General features: G+C 62.8%; 11 protein-coding genes and 1 pseudogene. 6 read left to right on the top strand and 6 right to left on the bottom strand.

The window, feature by feature from the left end; translation table 11 throughout:
• The first annotated feature begins 92 nt into the window (after positions 1 to 92).
• The 4 genes from SIN04_RS13985 to SIN04_RS13970 all read left to right on the top strand — a co-directional run bounded on the left by SIN04_RS13985 (position 93) and on the right by SIN04_RS13970 (position 6,942).
• The gene (locus SIN04_RS13985; RefSeq protein ID WP_197731984.1) at positions 93 to 3,338 is read left to right on the top strand and encodes an efflux RND transporter permease subunit; all 3,246 of its coding nucleotides are present in this window, start codon (positions 93 to 95) and stop codon (positions 3,336 to 3,338) included.
• A gap of 312 nt (positions 3,339 to 3,650) precedes the next feature.
• Entirely contained in the window at positions 3,651 to 4,127 is a 477-nt protein-coding gene (locus SIN04_RS13980) for a (2Fe-2S)-binding protein (protein WP_134490136.1), read from the top strand.
• A gap of 3 nt (positions 4,128 to 4,130) precedes the next feature.
• The gene (locus SIN04_RS13975) at positions 4,131 to 6,332 is read left to right on the top strand and encodes a xanthine dehydrogenase family protein molybdopterin-binding subunit (RefSeq protein WP_341263992.1); all 2,202 of its coding nucleotides are present in this window, start codon (positions 4,131 to 4,133) and stop codon (positions 6,330 to 6,332) included.
• Positions 6,333 to 6,426: 94 nt separating this feature from the next.
• Entirely contained in the window at positions 6,427 to 6,942 is a 516-nt protein-coding gene (locus tag SIN04_RS13970; RefSeq protein WP_134490132.1) for a winged helix-turn-helix transcriptional regulator, read from the top strand.
• An 87-nt stretch (positions 6,943 to 7,029) separates the two neighbouring features.
• Here the strand turns inward: SIN04_RS13970 and SIN04_RS13965 are convergent, their stop codons facing one another.
• Positions 7,030 to 10,260, bottom strand: a complete 3,231-nt coding sequence (locus SIN04_RS13965; protein WP_134490130.1) for a GH36-type glycosyl hydrolase domain-containing protein — start codon at positions 10,258 to 10,260, stop codon at positions 7,030 to 7,032.
• Positions 10,261 to 10,458: 198 nt separating this feature from the next.
• Here SIN04_RS13965 and SIN04_RS13960 point away from each other — a divergent pair, with 198 nt between their 5' ends.
• Positions 10,459 to 10,671, top strand: coding sequence for a dodecin (locus SIN04_RS13960; RefSeq protein WP_134492532.1), 213 nt, complete (start codon positions 10,459 to 10,461; stop codon positions 10,669 to 10,671).
• Positions 10,672 to 10,723: 52 nt separating this feature from the next.
• Here the strand turns inward: SIN04_RS13960 and SIN04_RS13955 are convergent, their stop codons facing one another.
• The 5 genes and pseudogenes from SIN04_RS13955 to SIN04_RS13935 all read right to left on the bottom strand — a co-directional run bounded on the left by SIN04_RS13955 (position 10,724) and on the right by SIN04_RS13935 (position 17,416).
• Positions 10,724 to 11,200 (bottom strand): glutathione peroxidase, encoded by a 477-nt coding sequence (locus SIN04_RS13955; RefSeq protein WP_134490128.1) that lies wholly within the window; start codon positions 11,198 to 11,200, stop codon positions 10,724 to 10,726.
• Positions 11,201 to 11,289: 89 nt separating this feature from the next.
• Positions 11,290 to 11,766, bottom strand: a pseudogene (locus SIN04_RS13950) (glutathione peroxidase); the annotation flags it as partial.
• Positions 11,767 to 11,877: 111 nt separating this feature from the next.
• Complete coding sequence (locus tag SIN04_RS13945; RefSeq protein WP_134490124.1) at positions 11,878 to 12,885, bottom strand: aldo/keto reductase; 1,008 nt, start codon at positions 12,883 to 12,885, stop codon at positions 11,878 to 11,880.
• A gap of 83 nt (positions 12,886 to 12,968) precedes the next feature.
• Positions 12,969 to 14,234: an efflux RND transporter periplasmic adaptor subunit gene (locus SIN04_RS13940; RefSeq protein ID WP_134490122.1), complete on the bottom strand. Its 1,266-nt coding sequence runs from the start codon at positions 14,232 to 14,234 to the stop codon at positions 12,969 to 12,971.
• On the bottom strand, positions 14,231 to 17,416 hold the full coding sequence (locus SIN04_RS13935; RefSeq protein ID WP_341264473.1) for an efflux RND transporter permease subunit: 3,186 nt from the start codon (positions 17,414 to 17,416) through the stop codon (positions 14,231 to 14,233). The genes SIN04_RS13940 and SIN04_RS13935 overlap by 4 nt, the downstream gene beginning before the upstream one ends.
• An 83-nt stretch (positions 17,417 to 17,499) precedes the next feature.
• On the opposite strand from SIN04_RS13935, the gene SIN04_RS13930 reads away from it, so the two are divergent.
• A complete protein-coding gene (locus SIN04_RS13930) occupies positions 17,500 to 18,147 on the top strand; it encodes a TetR/AcrR family transcriptional regulator (protein WP_341263991.1) in 648 nt (215 codons plus the stop codon).
• The last annotated feature ends 122 nt before the right edge of the window (positions 18,148 to 18,269 follow it).

Below are 18,269 nucleotides of genomic sequence, written 5' to 3'. Positions count from 1 at the left end.
GCGGCTCGCTTCGGAGGAAATGCGGCAACATTGAAGGACGAGAGCATTTTTCCGACCGGAGAAGGCTCTGGCGTCAGCGGGCAAGGACGACCATGCGTTTCTCTCATTTCTTCATCGACCGGCCGATCTTCGCCGCGGTGCTTTCGATCATTTTGACGATCGCCGGCGCGATCGCGCAAAGGTCGCTGCCCGTTTCCGAATATCCGGAAATCGCGCCGCCGACGGTGAACATCACGACAATTTACCCAGGCGCCTCCGCCGAAGTTATCGCGGCGACCGTCGCGACGCCGATCGAGCAGCAGGTCAACGGCGTCGACGACATGCTTTACATCACCTCGCAATCGACGGGCGACGGGAAGCTCTCGATCAACGTCGTTTTCAAGCCGGGAACCAACGTCGATCAGGCGCAGGTGCTGGTGCAAAACCGCGTCGCGATCGCCACCCCGCGGCTGCCTCAGGAAGTCATCCGGCAGGGCGTGACCGTGCAGAAGTCCTCGCCCGACCTCATGATGGTCGTCCATATGATCTCGCCCGACGGCTCGCGCGATCAGAAATATATCTCGAACTATGCGACGCTCCATCTCAAGGACCAGCTCGCGCGGGTCGACGGCGTGGGCGACGTCCAGATTTTCGGCGCGCGCGACTATTCGATGCGCGTCTGGCTCGATCCGGGCAAAGTCGCGGCGCGCGGCCTCACCGCCGGCGAGGTCGTCGCCGCGCTGCAGGCCGCCAATCTTCAGGTCGCCGCCGGCGCTATTAACCAGCCGCCGGTGTCTTCGCCGGCAGCCTTTCAGCTGGCCGTTCAAACGCTCGGGCGCCTCAGCGATCCAGCGCAGTTCGGAGACATCGTGCTCAGATCGGACGGCGATGGTTACGTGCGGCTGCGCGACGTCGCCCGCATCGAGCTTGGGGCGCAGGACTATACGGTCAACGCCTATCTCGACCGTGACGTCGCAACGGCGATGGTGGTCTTCCAGCGGCCGGGGTCGAATGCTCTGGCGACCGCGGCGCTGGTCAAGGCCGCCATGGAGACGGCGAAAAAGGATTTCCCGCCGGGCATCGACTATACGGTCGTCTATAATCCGACGGAGTTTATTCAGCAGTCGGTCGATGAAGTCGTGCACACGCTTTTTGAGGCGGTCGGGCTCGTCGTCATCGTCGTCGTCGTGTTCCTGCAGACGTGGCGCGCCGCGATCATTCCGGTGATCGCCATTCCGGTTTCGCTGATCGGCTGTTTCCTGTTCATGAGCGGCGTTGGACTAACCTTCAACACGCTATCCCTCTTTGGTCTTGTGCTGGCGATCGGCATTGTCGTCGATGATGCAATCGTCGTCGTCGAAAATGTCGAGCGCTACCTTGAACATGGCATGGACCCGAAGGACGCGGCGCATAAGACAATGGATGAGGTCGGCGGCGCATTGCTCGCGATCGCCCTTGTGCTTTGCGCGGTGTTCATCCCGACGGCCTTCATTACCGGCCTGCAGGGCGCTTTCTACAAGCAGTTCGCGATCACCATCGCCAGCGCGACCCTGATCTCCGCCTTCGTCTCCCTGACCTTGTCTCCGGCCCTCGCCGCCATTCTGCTCAAGCGGCGCGACGGAGCGCCGAAGACGTCGGGGCTGATCTACTGGCTCTCGACGCCCCTGCGCTGGTTTTTCGCAGCCTTCAACTGGGCGTTCGAAAAGCTCAGCAATGGCTATGGCGCGTTGACGGCGAGGCTCATCAGGGTCGGCTTCGTGTCGCTGATTATCTACGGCGGCCTCATCTATTTCGCCTTCGACCTTTTGAACAAGACTCCGACGGGACTCATTCCGCCGCTCGATCGCGGCTATCTCATCGCCGCGTTCCAGCTGCCGCCCGGCTCTTCACTCGACCGCACCGACAAGGTGCTGCGCGACGCGACCGACATCATCCTGCACCGGGAGGGCGTTGAGCACGCCGTTGTTTTCGCCGGCTTCGACGGAGCGACCTTCACCAACGCCACCAACACCGGCGTTATCTTCGTCGGGTTGCAGCCCTTCGAGGAGCGCGTCAAGAAAGGTCTGACGGCGGCGAAAATCCTCGCCGACGTGCGCCAGCACATCGGCGTGCTCACGGACGCCTTCGCTTTCGTGCTGGAGCCGCCATCCGTTCCCGGCATCGGCACCGGTGGCGGCCTCAAGGGCTATGTTCAAGATCGCGCCGGCCGCGGCCTGCCGGCGCTGGAAAACGCGACCTGGGGCCTTGTCGGCGCGATCGCCGCCAATCCCGGCTTCGCTCAACCCTTTACGCTGTTCAATACGAAAACGCCGCAGATCTACGCCGACATCGACCGCACCAAGGCGGAGTTGCTCGGCGTTCCGATTTCGCGCGTCTTCGAAGCCCTGTCCGTCTATATGGGATCGGCCTATATCAACGACTTCAACATTCTGGGGCGCACCTATCAGGTCACCGCGCAGGCTGACAACCCGTTCCGGCTGACGACGCGGGACGTCGCGAATCTCAAGACCCGCAACGCCAGCGGCGATATGGTGCCGATCGGCTCGGTCGCGACGCTGAACGACACCACCGGACCGTTCCGCGTGACGCGTTACAATCTTTTCCCGGCGGCGGAAGTCCAGGTCAGCCTCGCCCGCGGCTTCTCTTCGGGTCAGGGCATTGCGGCTGTCGAGGCTCTCGCGAAAGAGAAGTTGCCGCAAGGCTTCGGCTTCGAATGGACAGAGATCGCGCTGCAGGAAAAGCTTGCCGGCAATACGGCGATCCTCGCTTTCGGCCTCGCCGTCGTCTTCGTCTTTCTCCTGCTCGCCGCGCTGTATGAAAGCTGGCTGCTGCCGTTCGCCGTCATCCTCATCGTGCCCATGTGCATTCTTGCGGCCATGCTTGGCGTCACCTATCGAGACCTCGACCGCAATATTCTGGTCGATATCGGCCTCGTCGTCCTTGTCGGTCTCGCGGCGAAGAACGCCATCCTGATCGTCGAATTCGCCAAGCAGGCCGAGGAGGAAGGCCACACGCGGTTTGAAGCCGCCGTCAGCGCCGCGCGGACGCGGCTGCGTCCGATCCTGATGACCTCCTTCGCGTTCATCTTCGGCGTGTTGCCGCTCGCCCGCGCCGAGGGGGCTGGCGCCGAGATGCGCCAATCGCTCGGCACCGCGGTCTTTGCCGGCATGTTGGGCGTGACTCTGTTCGGACTTTTGTTCACGCCGACCTTCTATGTCGTCGTGCGCGGCTTCGGGGCGTGGCTTGGCCGTTTCAGGAAAAAGCCGACGCCGGACGCGGGCGCGCGCGAGCGCTCCGCGCGGGGGGACGGTCATGGCAAAGCAAAGCAGGCGCCGACGGATGAAGTTCTGCCGGGGTAGACTTCGGAGACGCCGGCTCGTTCAACCAGCGCCGCCGATCGAAGCCGCTGATGCGCGCGGCGGCGCGCAGCGCGGCATTTCACCTTTTTTGCCCAACTGCGATTGTTCGTTCTCAAACGGCCAAATCGTAACTATCATGATGGAGGTGACTTAGACCGGCGGGAGCGAAGGGATTCAGGAAACGCCTGTTCAACGGTTCGGAGGATGCTCTCGGCCAATGCCCCGCGTTTCCAGACGCCGGCGGTGACGCAGATCCGCCGCCGTCCCACGGCCCCGCACGATCGCTTGCAACGGAAGCTTCGGGAGATGCCCATGGCCTACACAATCAAAGTCAATGGAGTGGAACGCACCGCCGATGTCGATGGAGACACCCCCCTTCTTTGGGTTCTGCGCGATGTTTTTGGAATGACCGGCACCAAATTCGGCTGCGGCGCTTCGCTCTGCGGCGCATGCACGGTGCATCAGGATGGAAACGCCATTCGATCCTGCATCACCTCGATCGACAGCATCGGCGAATCGTCGATCATGACGATCGAAGCCATCGGCGATACGCCGTCCGGCGCGAAAATTCAGAAAGCCTGGCTCGATCTTGAGGCGCCGCAATGCGGTTACTGTCAGTCGGGCCAGATCATGTCCGCCGCCGCGCTTCTCGCGGGCAACGCGCATCCAAGCGATAGCGATATCGACGAGGCGATGTCCGGCAATATATGCCGATGCGGCACATATTCGCGCATTCGGGAAGCGATCAAACTCGCGGCCGGCGAGAACGCCGTCAAGCAGGGAGGCTGACCCATGTTGCTCGATCATGTCATCATTTATGACGGGGACGCCGGCTCCGCTGCGTCCTCAAGCGGCCATTCGCGCCGGAACTTTCTGAAAATCGGCGCCGCGGCGGGCGGCGGCCTGCTCCTTGGCTTCCGTCTGTCAGGCTTTAGCGGCGCGGCCGCGGCGGCGGGCTCTGAAGATTTCGCGCCCAACGCCTATATTCGCATCGGTCGCGACAATGAGGTGACGCTGATTGTCGCGCAGGTCGAGATGGGCCAGGGCACGTTCACCTCCATGCCCATGCTGATCGCCGAGGAATTGGAGGTTGATCTCGGCCGGGTCCGCGTCGAACCGGCGCCTGCAAACGATAAGCTTTACGCCAATCCGTTGCTCGGCTTCCAGGCCACCGGCGGTTCGACTTCGGTGCGCGCGCTCTGGAAGCCGCTGCTGCAAGCAGGCGCGGCGGCGCGCGTCCTGCTGATCAAGGCGGCGGCCGAAACGTGGAATGTCGATCCGGCTTCCTTGCGCGCCGAGAAAGGCGAAGTCATCGACGCCGCGTCGGGCCGCAAGCTCTCTTATGGCGCGCTGGCCGACAAGGCGGCGACCTACCCTGTCCCGGACGCGCCCGCGCTGAAAGATCCAAAGGATTATAAGCTCATCGGCACGCCGGCGAAACGGGTCGACACGCCGAGCAAGCTGAACGGATCGGCGAAATACGGCATAGACGCGATGCTTCCCGGCATGAAATTCGCCGCCGTCGCCGCCTGTCCGACCTTCGGCGGCAAGCTCAAAAGCGTCGACGACAGCAAGGCGATGGCGGTGAAGGGCGTGCGCCAGATCGTCAGGCTCGACGACGCGGTCGCGGTGATCGCCGACCACAATGGCGCGGCGCGCAAAGGTCTCGCCGCTCTCGTTATCGCCTGGAACGACGGTCCGAACGCCCATGTGTCCCAGGCCGATCTCATCGAACAACTGAAGGAAGCCGCGAAGATGGACGGCGCCGTCGCTTCCAGGATCGGCGACGCGCAAAAGGCGATCAGCGGCGCCGCAAAAAAAATCGAGGCCGTCTATCAGCTGCCGTTCCTCGCCCATGCCGCGATGGAGCCGATGAATTGCACGCTCGATCTTCGCGAGGACGGGTGCGACGTCTTTGTCGGCACGCAGGTGATCACGAGAGCGCAAGCCGCCGTCGCCAAGGCGACCGGTCTGCCGCTGGACAAGGTCAAGGTGCACAATCATTTGATCGGCGGCGGTTTCGGGCGCCGGCTTGATGAAGACGGGATCTATCAGGCCGCAAGGATCGCCAAAGAGGTCGACGGCCCCGTGAAAGTGGTCTGGTCGCGTGAAGAAGACATCCAGCACGACGTCTACCGGCCCTATTATTACGATGTGCTCGCCGCCGGGCTCGACGAGAGCGGCGCCCCCATCGCTTTCAGCCATCGCGTCGTCGGCTCCTCCATCTTGGCGCGCTGGGCGCCTCCCCTGTTCAAGGGCGGCCTCGATTTCGACGCCGTCGAAGGCGCCGCGGGTCCGTACAGCTTTCCCAATGTTCTCGTCGACTATGTGCGTCACGAGCCGCCGCCTGGCATGACGACGGGCTGGTGGCGCGGCGTCGGCATGACCCACAACGCCTTCATGGTCGAAGGCTTCATCGATGAGCTGGCCGCCGCCGCCAAGAAAGATCCGGTCGAATTTCGCCGCGCGCTGCTCGGCAAATCCCCGCGCGCGAAAGCGGTGCTTGATCTAGCGGCGGAGAAATCCGGCTGGGGCTCGCCCCTGCCGGCAGGGCGCGGCCGCGGCGTCTCGGTCATCTTCGGTTTTGGAAGCTATCTGGCCCAGGTCGCCGAGGTCGCGGTCGACAAGGACGGAACGGTGCGCGTCGAACGCATCGTCGCCGCCTTCGATTGCGGCCGGCAGGTCAATCCGGACACCTTGAAGGCGCAAATTGAGGGCGGGTCCATCTTTGGCGTCACCGCCGCGCTCTACGGCGAGATCACGCTCAGGGACGGGCGCGTCGAGCAGGGTAATTTTGACACCTACCAATTGCTCCGGATCAATGAGGCTCCCAAAATAGAAGTCTATCTGGTGGACAGTGAGGAGGCGCCGGGAGGCGCTGGCGAGCCGGGGACGGCCGGAATCGCTCCCGCTATCGTCAATGCGATCTTCGCGGCCACCGGCAAGCGGTTGCGAAAACTGCCGATCGACGCAAATGCGCTGAAATCGGTGTAAAGGGATGCGGCACCCCGAAAATTAGCGCGTTGCGCTACCCGCGAAGGCCGCGCGGCCCTGTGGCGGGGGGAAAGCATCGCTTTGTGAGAGAATCATGCGCCGTAAGAGCTTTGAGACCATGGAATGCCCCATCGCCCGCAGTCTCGAAAGAGTCGGCGAATGGTGGAGCATTCTCATCCTGCGCGACGCTCTCAGCGGCATCACGCGGTTCGACGCCTTCGAGGCCAATCTCAAGATCGCGCCGAACATGCTGACGCGGCGTCTCAACGCCCTCGTCGAGGACGGCCTCCTGGAGCGCCGCCTCTATCATGAGCGTCCGAAGCGCTATGAATATGTATTGACCACAAGGGGGCGCGATTTCCTGCCGGTCCTTTTCGCTCTCGTCGATTATGGCAATCGCCAGTTCGCGACGGAAGGCGAAAAGGTTCAGATCGTCGATTTGGAGACAGGCCGCATCATTGATCCTGTGCTGGTCGACCGCGCGACCGGCGCGCCCCTGACGGGAGCATCGCGCTTCGGGTTCATCAAAAGCGCCCCTGATGGGGCTCCGCAAGCCTGTGAACGTGACGCCGCCACCCCGCTCCGGGCTTCGACGCGAGCTAGGGCATGACGCCGGAAAGTTGCAGATTTTTCGACATCTTGCTTTAAAACAAAGGCTTAATGAGCGGAATGCGATTCCGCCTGCGCGCATTCTGCTTTAAGCCCGTTCGTCGATGTCCCAGGTTGCGATCAGGTCCCGATGGGCGGGCGCCGGCGCGCGTTCGCCAAACAGCCGGCGTTTGCCGAGGCCGTAACGAATGAGCAGATTGGCGAACAGGCCCGGTCCGCTCGAGTAAATGCGCCAGCCCCCTTCGAGGCCGATCTCTCCCCTCCGGACGCGATCCCATTGCGCGCTGGCGCTTAAGCGATCGGCGAAGGCCGCGTCGCTGCTGCTGAAAAAAGCGTTGCGCTGGCGCGGCAACGCTTGCGCCAGCCTGTTTCCGACCGAGACTGGATTGACGATTTCGAGCGCCTCGAAAAGCGCGTCGAGATCGCCGAGCACAGCCACGGCCTCGCCATAGCGCAGATGCGAATGCGTATACATGAGGCCGATCTCGCGGCCGAAGAAAGAGGATGATTCGGCGCGCCGAAAGATCGTCTGCGGGCCGCCGCTATAATGCACCGGCCGGTCCATCAGCCTTGCTCCATCGGGAAAGATGAGATGATCACGGATAAGCCGCAGATGATGGCGCGTCTGTTCCGGCGTAAATAGACCGCCGATGATGCTGCGCGTCATCGGCAGCAGCGAATAGCTCAGGCCCGTGCGGGAATCGCTCGGATGCAGCAGCAGTTCGGGTTCGGAGCGTCCCGGGCCGAAAACGCCGTAACCCGCCACCGTCTCGTCGCGGATGAGATAGGCGTTGAAATCCGCCCGCATGGCCTCCGCGAGTTCGTCGAGCGGCTCGGCCTCCCACGCGCGGCTCGCCTCGCGCAGAACGCCAGCGTAGCGGCGCAGCTGCTGAAACAGGAGAGCGACCGTCCAGCTCGAGACCATCCAGTCCCGCATCAGAGGGTCAACGGGCTGAAGCGAATCGTTCCAGTCGCCTTCGCCATAGCGCACGAGATGCGTGCCGGGAATGAAGCGCAGTCGAACGGTCGAGATCAGCTTTTCAATATGCGCTGCGACGGTGTCCACGCGCTCCGTGTGTTCAAGCGTATCCTCGCGCCGCCATGCGATCTTCTCATCGAGAAAAGCGAAGTCTCCGGTCGCCTCGATATAATCATTCAGCGCCTTTAGGGGCCAGACGATGATGTCGCCATGGCTGACGCGGTCCTGGACGATCGCGTAAGGGTCGAGCATGAACCATTGCGGCCAGTCCCCGCTCGACTGATATTGCTGAGCGAAGACGAGGCGCAGAATCTCTTTGACGGGTTCGTCATGCTCCAGCGCCAGCAGAAACTCGACGGGTCCCTGACAGACGTCGCGCGCGCCCCAGGCGGCGCCGGTATATTGTTCGAGACCATGCGGCGCGGTGAGATGGATCATGGCGTTCTGCGCCAGCCACGGAAACAGGCAGTCGAGCGCGCTGTTCCCCTCGATGCGCAAACCGCGTGTGACCGAACGCCAGAAGCGCTCGGCTGGCGCCAGCAGATCCTCATCCGCGACGCCCCGCTCGAATTTTTCGGCGAGCGCGTCGGCCTCGGCCGCATCGGTCATGGAGCCGGCGACGGCGAAAGAGAAGTCGCGCGTCGGCCTCGTGCGGAGCGCCACGTAAGCGCCGCCGCGGAAACGGCCGTCCGTATAAAGCAGCTCATCGCCGCCGATCGCCTCGATGGCGTCCGGCGCGCTGCTCACAAGATGATAGACCGCATTCGGGTAGCGCTGGCCCCAGAGCCAGTTCGGATCGGGGCGCAGGCAAGCGCGCTTCGTCTCCGCGTTTACCTCGATCCGGCTTTCGTGGTCGAATTCGCGCTCGCCCAACGCCAGATGGCCGAAGACGAGAAAACGGCAGCGATCGCCTTCGACGTTGACGCGCCATTGCATCGCGGGATTTTGACCCGAAGCGATGGCGCTGATGGTGATCGTGCGTTTGCCCAGCGCATAGATCCAGCGGCAATGGGAGAGGCCGATCTCGAAGGCGGACGGGATCGCCAGCATCCGCCAGCCTTCGCCAAGGTCGGCCATGATCCGTAAACCGCTGGCGCGGGAAACGTTGTAAGGATCGCGCGAGACCGAAAACAGCTTGTGAAACGAGGTGTTGCCGATTGTGAGCTGGGCCCCGAAAACGCCGTGCATCCAGGCGGTGGCGCAAAGCGTCGCATCATCGGGAAGCATCGCCGCGCCGGAGCGCAGAAGCGCGCCATGACGGCGCGTTACTATCCGCTCCTTGTCGCGCAAGACGACATGAGAATTGTGCGGCGCGTTGGGGGTGAAAAATGACAGCAGGCGGCCGTCGGCCCGCTCCTCATGCAGCCGGTCGGGGAAGCGCCTGGCGATTTCGTCTTCCGTGAGGAGCGCCGCTTTCGCGGGGGCCGCGCCCTGGACGAGGCTGCGGACGGGCGTCGTCAGGGGCGGCGCTTCCAGCGCGACATCCCTCCACGCGATCGCGTCGATGCGCGCGAGATCCGCGTCGCCCGACGCGCGAGGCTGATCCGGCTCATAGAGGCCGAAGAAGCGCCAGGCCGCGCTTTGCCCGGGCGCCAGCGCGATGGGCGCGGACTGGATCGCGACGCAGGCCATCTCATGCTGCAGCCGCGCATTCGGCAGATCGACGCCGAAAGGAAAACTGAAAGCGGTGTCGTCACGAAAGGCGGGACCAAAAAGCTGCTTGCCGTCGGTCGCATAGCTTATCGCGCCATCGAGGCAGCCATGCATCACGAAGGGGCAGCGACCCTCTTGCGCCAGATTCTGCCGGCTCATCACCACGGGGCCGAAGCGCTCATGCTTCGCGGCGAAATGGTCGATATATTGCGAGACATAGGCTTCATTGTTCATAAGGAAGCCGCGCGGCCCAAGCCCGATGTCCTGAATCAAAATCGCATCCATGGCGCGAACGGCGCCGCGATTCTCGACGTCGAGCCGCCAGATCCAGGCGGCTTGGTGCGGCTGCGCAAAAAGCGTGACGCGATGGCGGACGCCCTGTGTTTCGCCCTCAAAGACGAAGCACTCTCGCCCGGCACCGAAACGAATGTCGGCGTTTGGCCCGACGACCTCGACCGGCGGCGCTCCCTCAAGGCGCAGATAGATGCGCCCGACGCCGCCGTCGATCGGGGACCCTAGCAGCTGATTGATCAGGATCGGGGCGGCGCCGTCGCGATGATGTTCGATCGAGAAGACGCATCCGTTCGGCAGCGCGCTGATTTTAAGGCCGCCGCCGTTCTCGATCCGGCTGAGGCCAAGGGCGCCGTCGCGCGGCGTCGTCCAATTGCGCGCCTTGAGGCCGGTCATCTTTTGTTCGCCCTCAATTGCGTGCAGGGAGCGCCGCCGCATGGCGCCGCAGGGGCGGCAACATAAAAGATGGTGCGCGCCGCCGCAAATCAGCCGGTCGGGATCCATCAAGCCCTTGCCGGCGTTGCGCGGGCGCGTTTCACTGCGTGTGTTTCGCCACTGAAACAAATCGCCTTGGCTGCGATGGAAGGGTTTGCGATGTCAGATCACGTTTATAAAGTCGTTGAGCTTGTCGGCTCGTCGCCCACGTCGATTGAGGACGCCATCAAAGGAGCGATCGAGCGCGCCAGTCAGACGCTCAGGAACATTCGCTGGTTCGAGGTGATCGAGACGCGCGGCCACGTCGAGGATGGCAAGGTGCATCACTTCCAGGTGATGCTGAAAGTCGGCTTTACCCTCGACGCCGAGTGACGCCTGCGGTTTCCGCCGACAGGTCGACTTTCGCGGCCGGGACGCGATCGGTTCAGGCGAGCGCTTTTTCGATTGCCTCCACGACTTCCGGCGCGTCGGGGGCGGTGCGCGATCCGAACGTCCCCGCGATCGCGCCTTTTTTGTCGATCAGATATTTATGGAAATTCCACTTTGGCGTCGCGGCCTCGCCAAGTTCGCTCACGACCCATTGATAGAAAGGATGCGCGTCGGGCCCGATGACGACTTCTTTCGAGGTCATTGGAAAGTCGATGTGGAATTTCACTGTGCAAAACTGCTTGATCTCGGCTTCCGTCCCCGGCTCCTGCTTGCCGAAATCATTGGCCGGAACGCCGAGCACGACGAGGCCGGCGCCCTGATATTTCCGGTAGAGGGCTTCGAGCGCCTCATATTGCGGGGTGAGGCCGCAGGCCGAGGCCGTGTTGACGACCAGCACGGCCTTGCCCTTGAACGTCGAGAGGGGCAGGGCTTCGCCGTCGATGGTCTTGAACGAATAATCATAGGCGCTCATCTCGTTCTCTCTCCTGTTTATTCCGGCCGCCGCGCGGCGTTTCCTGCCCCGCCCATGTCGCCTTGGGCGTCGCCGCGCTCAGCGTATCGCCCGAGCGCGTTTTGGATGGAGCCTTCGATCTTCTTCGGAGGAGTCAGGGGCGCGAAGCGGCGCAGAGGCGTCCCATCCCTTCCGATCAGAAATTTAGTAAAATTCAATTTGACGCTGCGCCCGAGCAGCCCCGGGAGCTTGGCGGTCAGCCAGGAAAAAAGCGGATGCGCGCTCTGACCATTCACGTCGATTTTCTCGAAGATCGGGAAGCTGATGCCGTAGTTGACGAGACAGCCGTCCGCGATCGCGGCGCTGTCGCCCGGCTCCTGATTGCCGAACTGGTTGCAGGGGAATCCTAAAACGACAAGTCCGCGGCTCGCATAGGCGCGGTGCAATTGCTCAAGCCCCGCATATTGGGGCGTAAAGCCGCATTTGCTCGCCGTGTTGACGACGAGAACCACTTGACCCGCATAGCGCGAGAATTGAATTTTCTCGCCGCGCAAGGTGTTGGCGGAGAATTGGTAAAACGCGCTCATGCTCGATGCTCCGATTGCAGTCGGGAGACGAAACTCTCAGGCCAGCACGACAGGGGCGCGCCAAAGAGCACGGCGCTTCCCGGGGCGGTCAACCCGGCGCGCGGCTCAAGATCATGATCGCGCCGGAGGCGCCATGAATTCCGGACCGACGGGGTTCTTGATCTCCTCGTGCAGAATGCGATCGATTTCGGCTTTGGCGGAGGCGTCGAGCGACCAGCCGAAAACGTCGTCGATGGGCTCCAACTGGCCTGGATGGCGCGCGCCCCATAGCGCCGAGGTAATGCCCTGGTCGAGCGCCCAGCGCACGGCGAGGTCGATGACTTTTTTGCCGAAACGCTCCTTCGCCAACTGCTCGAGGCGCGCGACGGCGGAAAGATACTGCCCGAAGCGGGGCTGCTGGAACTTCGGATCTTTGCGGCGCAGATCGTCTCCCTCGAAGACGGTGTCCGTCTTCATCCGGCCAGACAGAAGCCCGCGGCAGAGCGCGCCATAGCCGAAGGTCGCAATCTCATTTTTCAGGCAATAGGGCAGAATTTCCGCCTCGATCTCGCGCTCGAACAGATTGTAGGGGGGCTGCAGCACATGCAGCGGCGCGACCTTGCGGAACCGCTCCATCTGTTCGACGGAAAAGTTGCTGACGCCGATGGCGCGGATCTTGCCCTGATCGAAGAGCGCCTTCATCGCCTCCGCAGTTTCCTCGACGGGGACGCTCGGGTCCGGCCAATGCACCTGATAGATGTCGATATGGTCCGTCTTGAGCCGCGCGAGGGAGTCCTCGATCTCGCGGTTGATGCGCTCGCGGCTGGCGTTGCGGAAGACTTTTCCATCCTTCCAGTCGAGCCCGACCTTGGTCGCGATCAGGACGCGCTCGCGCAGCCCGCCTTCGAGAGCCTTGCCGACGACTTCCTCTGAACGGCCAAATCCGTAGACGGGCGCGGTGTCGATCAGCGTGACGCCATGGTCTAGAGCGGCGCGCAGCGTCGCGATCGACTGCGCGTCATCGCTGCCGCCCCACATCCAGCCGCCGATGGCCCAGGTTCCAAGCGCCACCCGCGAGACTTTCAGCGGCGTTCCTTTGATTTCGGCGAACTCGCCTTTGTCCGGCGCGAGAGCGGTCATTGGCTGGTTCCTTTGAAAATAAAATTGCGACCTGGCTTGTTGCGGCCTGGCTTCGCGCCAGCGGAAGCGGCGGCGCGCCGCGCTCAGGCTGAGGCCACCGTGACTTTCATGCCGTCCACCGCATTGGCGGGCGGACTGAGGATGATCTGATCGCCGGGCTTCAGGCCCGATTTTACTTCGACCGTTGCGCCATTGTCCAATTCGAGAACGATTTTGCGCATCTCGACCTTGCCGTTGCTGACGACGGCGACGCGCAGCCCGTCCTGGCCGAAAACCACCGCTTGCGAGGGAACGATAATGACCGGATTGATCCGCCGAGATTGCAGATGAATGACGCTGTAAAGACCCGCCGCCAGCTTGCCCTCCCGATTGTCGATATCCACTTCCATCAGCAGGGTGCGCGTCCCCGCGGCAAGGGCCTCGGCGTTGCGCGCGACCTTGCCGTGGAACACCTGGCCCGGCAGTTCCGATACCGTCGCGGTCGCGGGATCGCCATCCTTGAGGCCGAAGGTGAAAGCCTGCGGCACGAAGACCTGCACGCGCAGGACGTCGGTTCTCGCAACGGCGAACAGGGGCGTGCCCGAACTTGCATCGGCTGTGACAAGGTCGCCGACATCGACCAGCCGGCTGGTGACGACGCCGTCGTAGGGCGCCTTGATCTGCTCAAATTCGGTCAATTGCTGAAGCCGGTTCACCGCCGCCTGCTGCGCGACGACATTGGCCTTGGCGACTGCGACCGCCGCTACGCGCGAGGCAAAAGTCAGCCGGTCCGTGTCGCCTTGCTGTGCGCTTGACCAGCCTTGCGCAACAAGACGCGAGGTTCGCTGGTCGGTGACGCGGCCAAGATCGGCGTCCGCTTCCGCCTGTTGCACCGCGGCCTGGAACTGCACGAGCTGCCCCTTTGCCTGGGCGAGCTGCTGATCGAGATCAGGCGCGGCGATCACGGCGAGAACGTCGCCTTTCTTCAGCTTGGTTCCGATGTCGGCGTTGCGGACGCTGATATAGCCGGTGGCGCGCGCAAACAGCGTCGCGGCGTCGAACGCCGCCATATTGCCTGTGAGCTCGATCGTGCGGGGGGAGCTCTCCTCCTTGGCCAGCATGGTGCGCACTGTCGGCGCGGCGTTTTCTCGCGCCTCGACTTCCGCCTCAGCCTCGGCATTGCGGCTAGTGTGCGTCCACATGCCAAAACCAACGAGACCCGCGAGGACCGCGAGCGCGGCGAAGCCGGTCAGCCGCGCGGCGCTCCGCCGTTCGCCGTCGCCAGGTTTCGGATTGTGCGGCTCTCCACGCTCGTCCGGCGCCCGAAGATTTTGCGTTCTGAACGAAGGGTCTGGAGGAATGCTGTTCATGACGGCGATCCTTGATGGGTCACGCTCTCCGGGGTTTCGGCTTCGATGCGCTCAAACCGGCCGATAACGGAATAGAGGAAAGGCACGAAAAGCAAAGTCGTCATCGTGCCGACGATGACGCCGCCAAGCACGGCGCGCGCCAGCACCGCGTTCTGCTCCTCTCCAGGGCCGCCGATCGCCATTGGAATCATGCCGACGATCATCGCCGCGGCGGTCATCAGAACGGGCCGCAATCGCGTCGTGCCGGCCGACAGCGCGGCGTCGAAGGCGCTCATCCCCGCCTCGCGCTGTTCTCTGGCGAAGGTGACGAGCAGGATCGAATTCGCCGAGGCGACGCCGATCGCCATGATGGCGCCCATCAGCGAGGGCACGCTCAAGGTCGTGCCGGTGACAAACAGCAGCAACAGAATGCCTGCGCCCGCGCCCGGCAGCGCGAGGATGACGGCGAGCGGATCGAGGAAGCTCTGGTAGTTGACGACCATCAGCATGTAGACGAACACCGCCGCGAACAGCAATCCGAGCGTCAAATTCTGAAACGCCGACTCCATGCTGTCGATCTGGCCGCGGACGACGATGCGATTGCCCGGTTTCAGCTGCGGCTCGACTTCGGCGACGATCTTGCGGATTGCCGACGCCACTGCGCCGAGATCCTTGTTCTGGGTGCTGCCATAGACGTCATAGACGGCCTGAATGTTCGAGTGGTTGTACACGGATTGTACGCCGACGCGTTTCGACGTGGCGATGTTTCCGAGCACCGTCGGGATCGGCGTGCCGCTCGGATCTATGCCGCTGGTCAGGGGCGTATTGTCCAGCTGGTTCTTGCTGGCGATGCGATATTCGGGCGTTTGCACGGCCATGAAATAGGGGATGCCGCTTTTCGGATCGGTCCAGAAGTTCGGCGAGACCTGCTCCGATGAACTGAGGCTGATGTTCAGATTATTGGCGACGTCCTGCATCTTCAGCTGAAGCTGCTGGGCGCGCGTGCGGTCGACCACGTAATACATTTCCGGCGCGTCCAGCTCCTGCTGTATATGGGCGTCGACGACGCCTGGAACCTTGCTCATCTTCTGCTGCAGGAGAGCTGCGACCTTCTTGTTGTTTTCGCGGTCGCGACCTTGAATTTGGACGTCGATCTGGGTCGGAACGCCAAAGTTCAGCACCTGCGTTACGAGATCGGCGGGCTGGAAATAGAACAGGACGTCGGGAAAGGCGGCGGCCAGCTCAGCGCGCAGCTTCTTGATGATTTGCGCGGTCGGCTGGTGATCCTCGCTCAGCTCGATCTGGATGACGCCGTCGTTCACTCCGATGGCGCTGCCATCCGTAAAGGCGAGATTATAGAGCCGCTGCGGCAGGCCAATATTGTCGATGACGAGCTTTAGATCCTTGGCCGGGACCGAAGCGCGGATTTTGTCTTCGACCGCCTGAAAGATCTGTTCGGTCCGCTCGATGCGGGTGCGCGCAGGCGCCCGCACATGCAGCTGGATGAGGCCCGCGTCGACGCTTGGAAAAAAGTCCGATCCGACATGGAGCGACAGAACGCCGGCGCCGGCGATGACGAGCAGAGCGACCGTCGGCGTCAGGATCTTGCGCCGGAGAATCCCGGCGAGCAGCCAGCCGTAGAAGTCGCGGAAACGATCGAAGCGGGCGTTGAAGCCGGCGTGAAACCGCGCGAACCAGCCGGTCGCTTCGCCGTGCTGCTCGTGTTCCTTACGGATCAGAAGCGAGATCATGATCGGGGTCAGCGTGCGCGAGATGCCATAGGAGGCGAGCATGGCGAACACGACGGCCATGGCGAGCGGCGTGAACAGATAGCGCGCGGCGCCCTGCAGGAAGAACACCGAAATGAACACGCAACAGATGGCGAGCGTCGAAATCAGGGTCGGCACGGCGATGCCGGCGGCGCCCTCGAGCACTGCTTTGTCGAAGGGCTCTCCTTCTTCCAGCAGGCGATGGGTGTTTTCGATCGTCACCGTACTGTCGTCGACGAGAATGCCGACCGCGAGCGCCAGGCCGCCGAGCGTCATCGTGTTGATCGTCTGGCCGAGCGCCGACAGCACCGCGATCGAGGTCAGGATCGACAGCGGAATCGATACCATAACGACGATCGTCGAACGCCACGAGCCGAGGAAAATGAGGATCATGAGGGCGGTCAGCCCGGCCGCGATCGCGCCTTCGTGCAGCACGCTCTGGATGGCGTTCTGCACAAACACCGACTGATCGAAGAGCAGCTCGATGTTCATGCCGGGCGGCGCCGCCTTCTTGATCTCGGGAAGCGCCGCCTTGACCCGGTTGACAACGTCGAGGGTCGAAGCGTTGCCGTTCTTGATGATGGTCAGCAGGACGGAGCGCCGGCCCTCCGCGCGCACGATGTTCTGCTGCACCGCCCAGCCGTCGCGCACATGGGCGACGTCGGAGAGAAAGACGGTTGCGCCGCCAACCTGTTTGATCGGCACGTGATTGAGGTCTTCGATCGAGGGGGCGAGGCTGTTGACCTTCACGATGAACTGCTTGTCGCCCATCTTGGCGTCGCCGGAAGGCAAGGTCAGGCTTTGGGCGTTGACCGCGTTGACGATGTCGTTCGGCGAGATCCCGCGCGCCCGCAGAGCGTCGGGGTCGAGATCGATCATCACCTGGCGGTATTTGCCGCCATAAGGGGTCGGCAGCGTGATGCCAGGGATCGGCGCCAGCGCCTGGCGCATCTGATAGATGCCGTAATCATAGAGCTGCTGTTCGTTCAGCCGGTCCGAGCTCAAGCTCAACTGAAGCACCGGGACCGACGACGCGCTGTACTGGATGATGATCGGCGGCTGGATGCCCGCCGGCATGAGGGCGCGGATGGAATTTGAGCCCGAGACGATCTGGGCGATCGCGAGGTCAATGCTCACATTGGGCTGGAAATAGATCTTTTCGACGGCGATGCCGGAGAGCGTCTGGCTCTCAATGTTGCGCACGTCGCTCACGCTGGAGCTGATCGAATATTCGCTATAGGTGGTGACGCGCTGCTCCATTTCATCCGGCGTCAGGCCTGTATATTGCCAGATCACCGTGACGACCGGGATGTTGATGTTCGGAAAAATGTCTTTCGGCGTCGTGAAGATCGCCGCGCCGCCAAGGAAAAGCATCATAAAGGCCAGCACGTAAAACGTGTGGCGATACCGCAGCGCGAAGCCGACAATGCCCATAATGCTCTCCGGGGATTTGTCCTTGACGTATTGTATCGTACAGTACATATCAAGTGCATTATGCAAGTCTCACCTGCTTTTGAATGAAAACAGCCGCTGTAAAGGTTGACTTTTCCCAGGTTCCGGCAGGAAGCCGCCTCGCTGCGCGGCGTGCCGCCTTCCTGTCCGCGGCCCGGACGGTGTTCCAGGAGAAGGGCTTCGCCGAAGCGACGCTTGACGATGTGATCGCGCTATCGGGCGGATCGCGGCAGACGCTTTATTTGCTTTTTGGCGGCAAGAAGGGCCTTCTCGAGGCGCTCATCACCGAGACCGCCGAGACGATTTTCCGCGGCCTCACCCCTGAGAAACTGGCGCCGCAGCCGCCTGAACAGGTTTTGACCGAATTCGGCGTCCGCTACCTTGAGATCGTGACCTCTCCGGCGGCCTTGAGCATCAATCGCCTGATCATCGCCGAGGCCGCGCGCCTTCCAGACATCGCCGAACGCTACTGGCAATTGGGTCCTGGCCGCAGCCGGGATTTCCTCACCGATTTTTTCGACCGGCAAATCGAACGCGGGCGGCTCCAAATGCCCGATAGCCGCAGGGCGGCGGATCATTTTCTCGAAATGCTGTCCGGGACGCTGCGATTCCAGTGCCTGATCGGCGTGCGGACCTCCCCGGACAAATCGGAAATCGAGGAGATCGCAGTGGCGGCCGTGGCCCAGTTCTTCGTCGGCTGCGCCCGGCGCTGATCAGTCGCAGCCGATAAATGAAACGCCGGCGCGAGGGGCGCTTGTGGAAGCGCATTGGGGCGCGCTAAAACCGGCCGAAGCTCGGCCGCGCGGCGCGGGGACAATATCCGATCTCGCGAGAC

This window comes from Methylocella tundrae (assembly GCF_038024855.1).
Classification (GTDB): Bacteria; Pseudomonadota; Alphaproteobacteria; order Rhizobiales; family Beijerinckiaceae; genus Methylocapsa; species Methylocapsa tundrae.
Note: the sequence above shows the minus strand (reverse complement) of the source record. Positions and strands in the feature narration are given on the sequence as shown.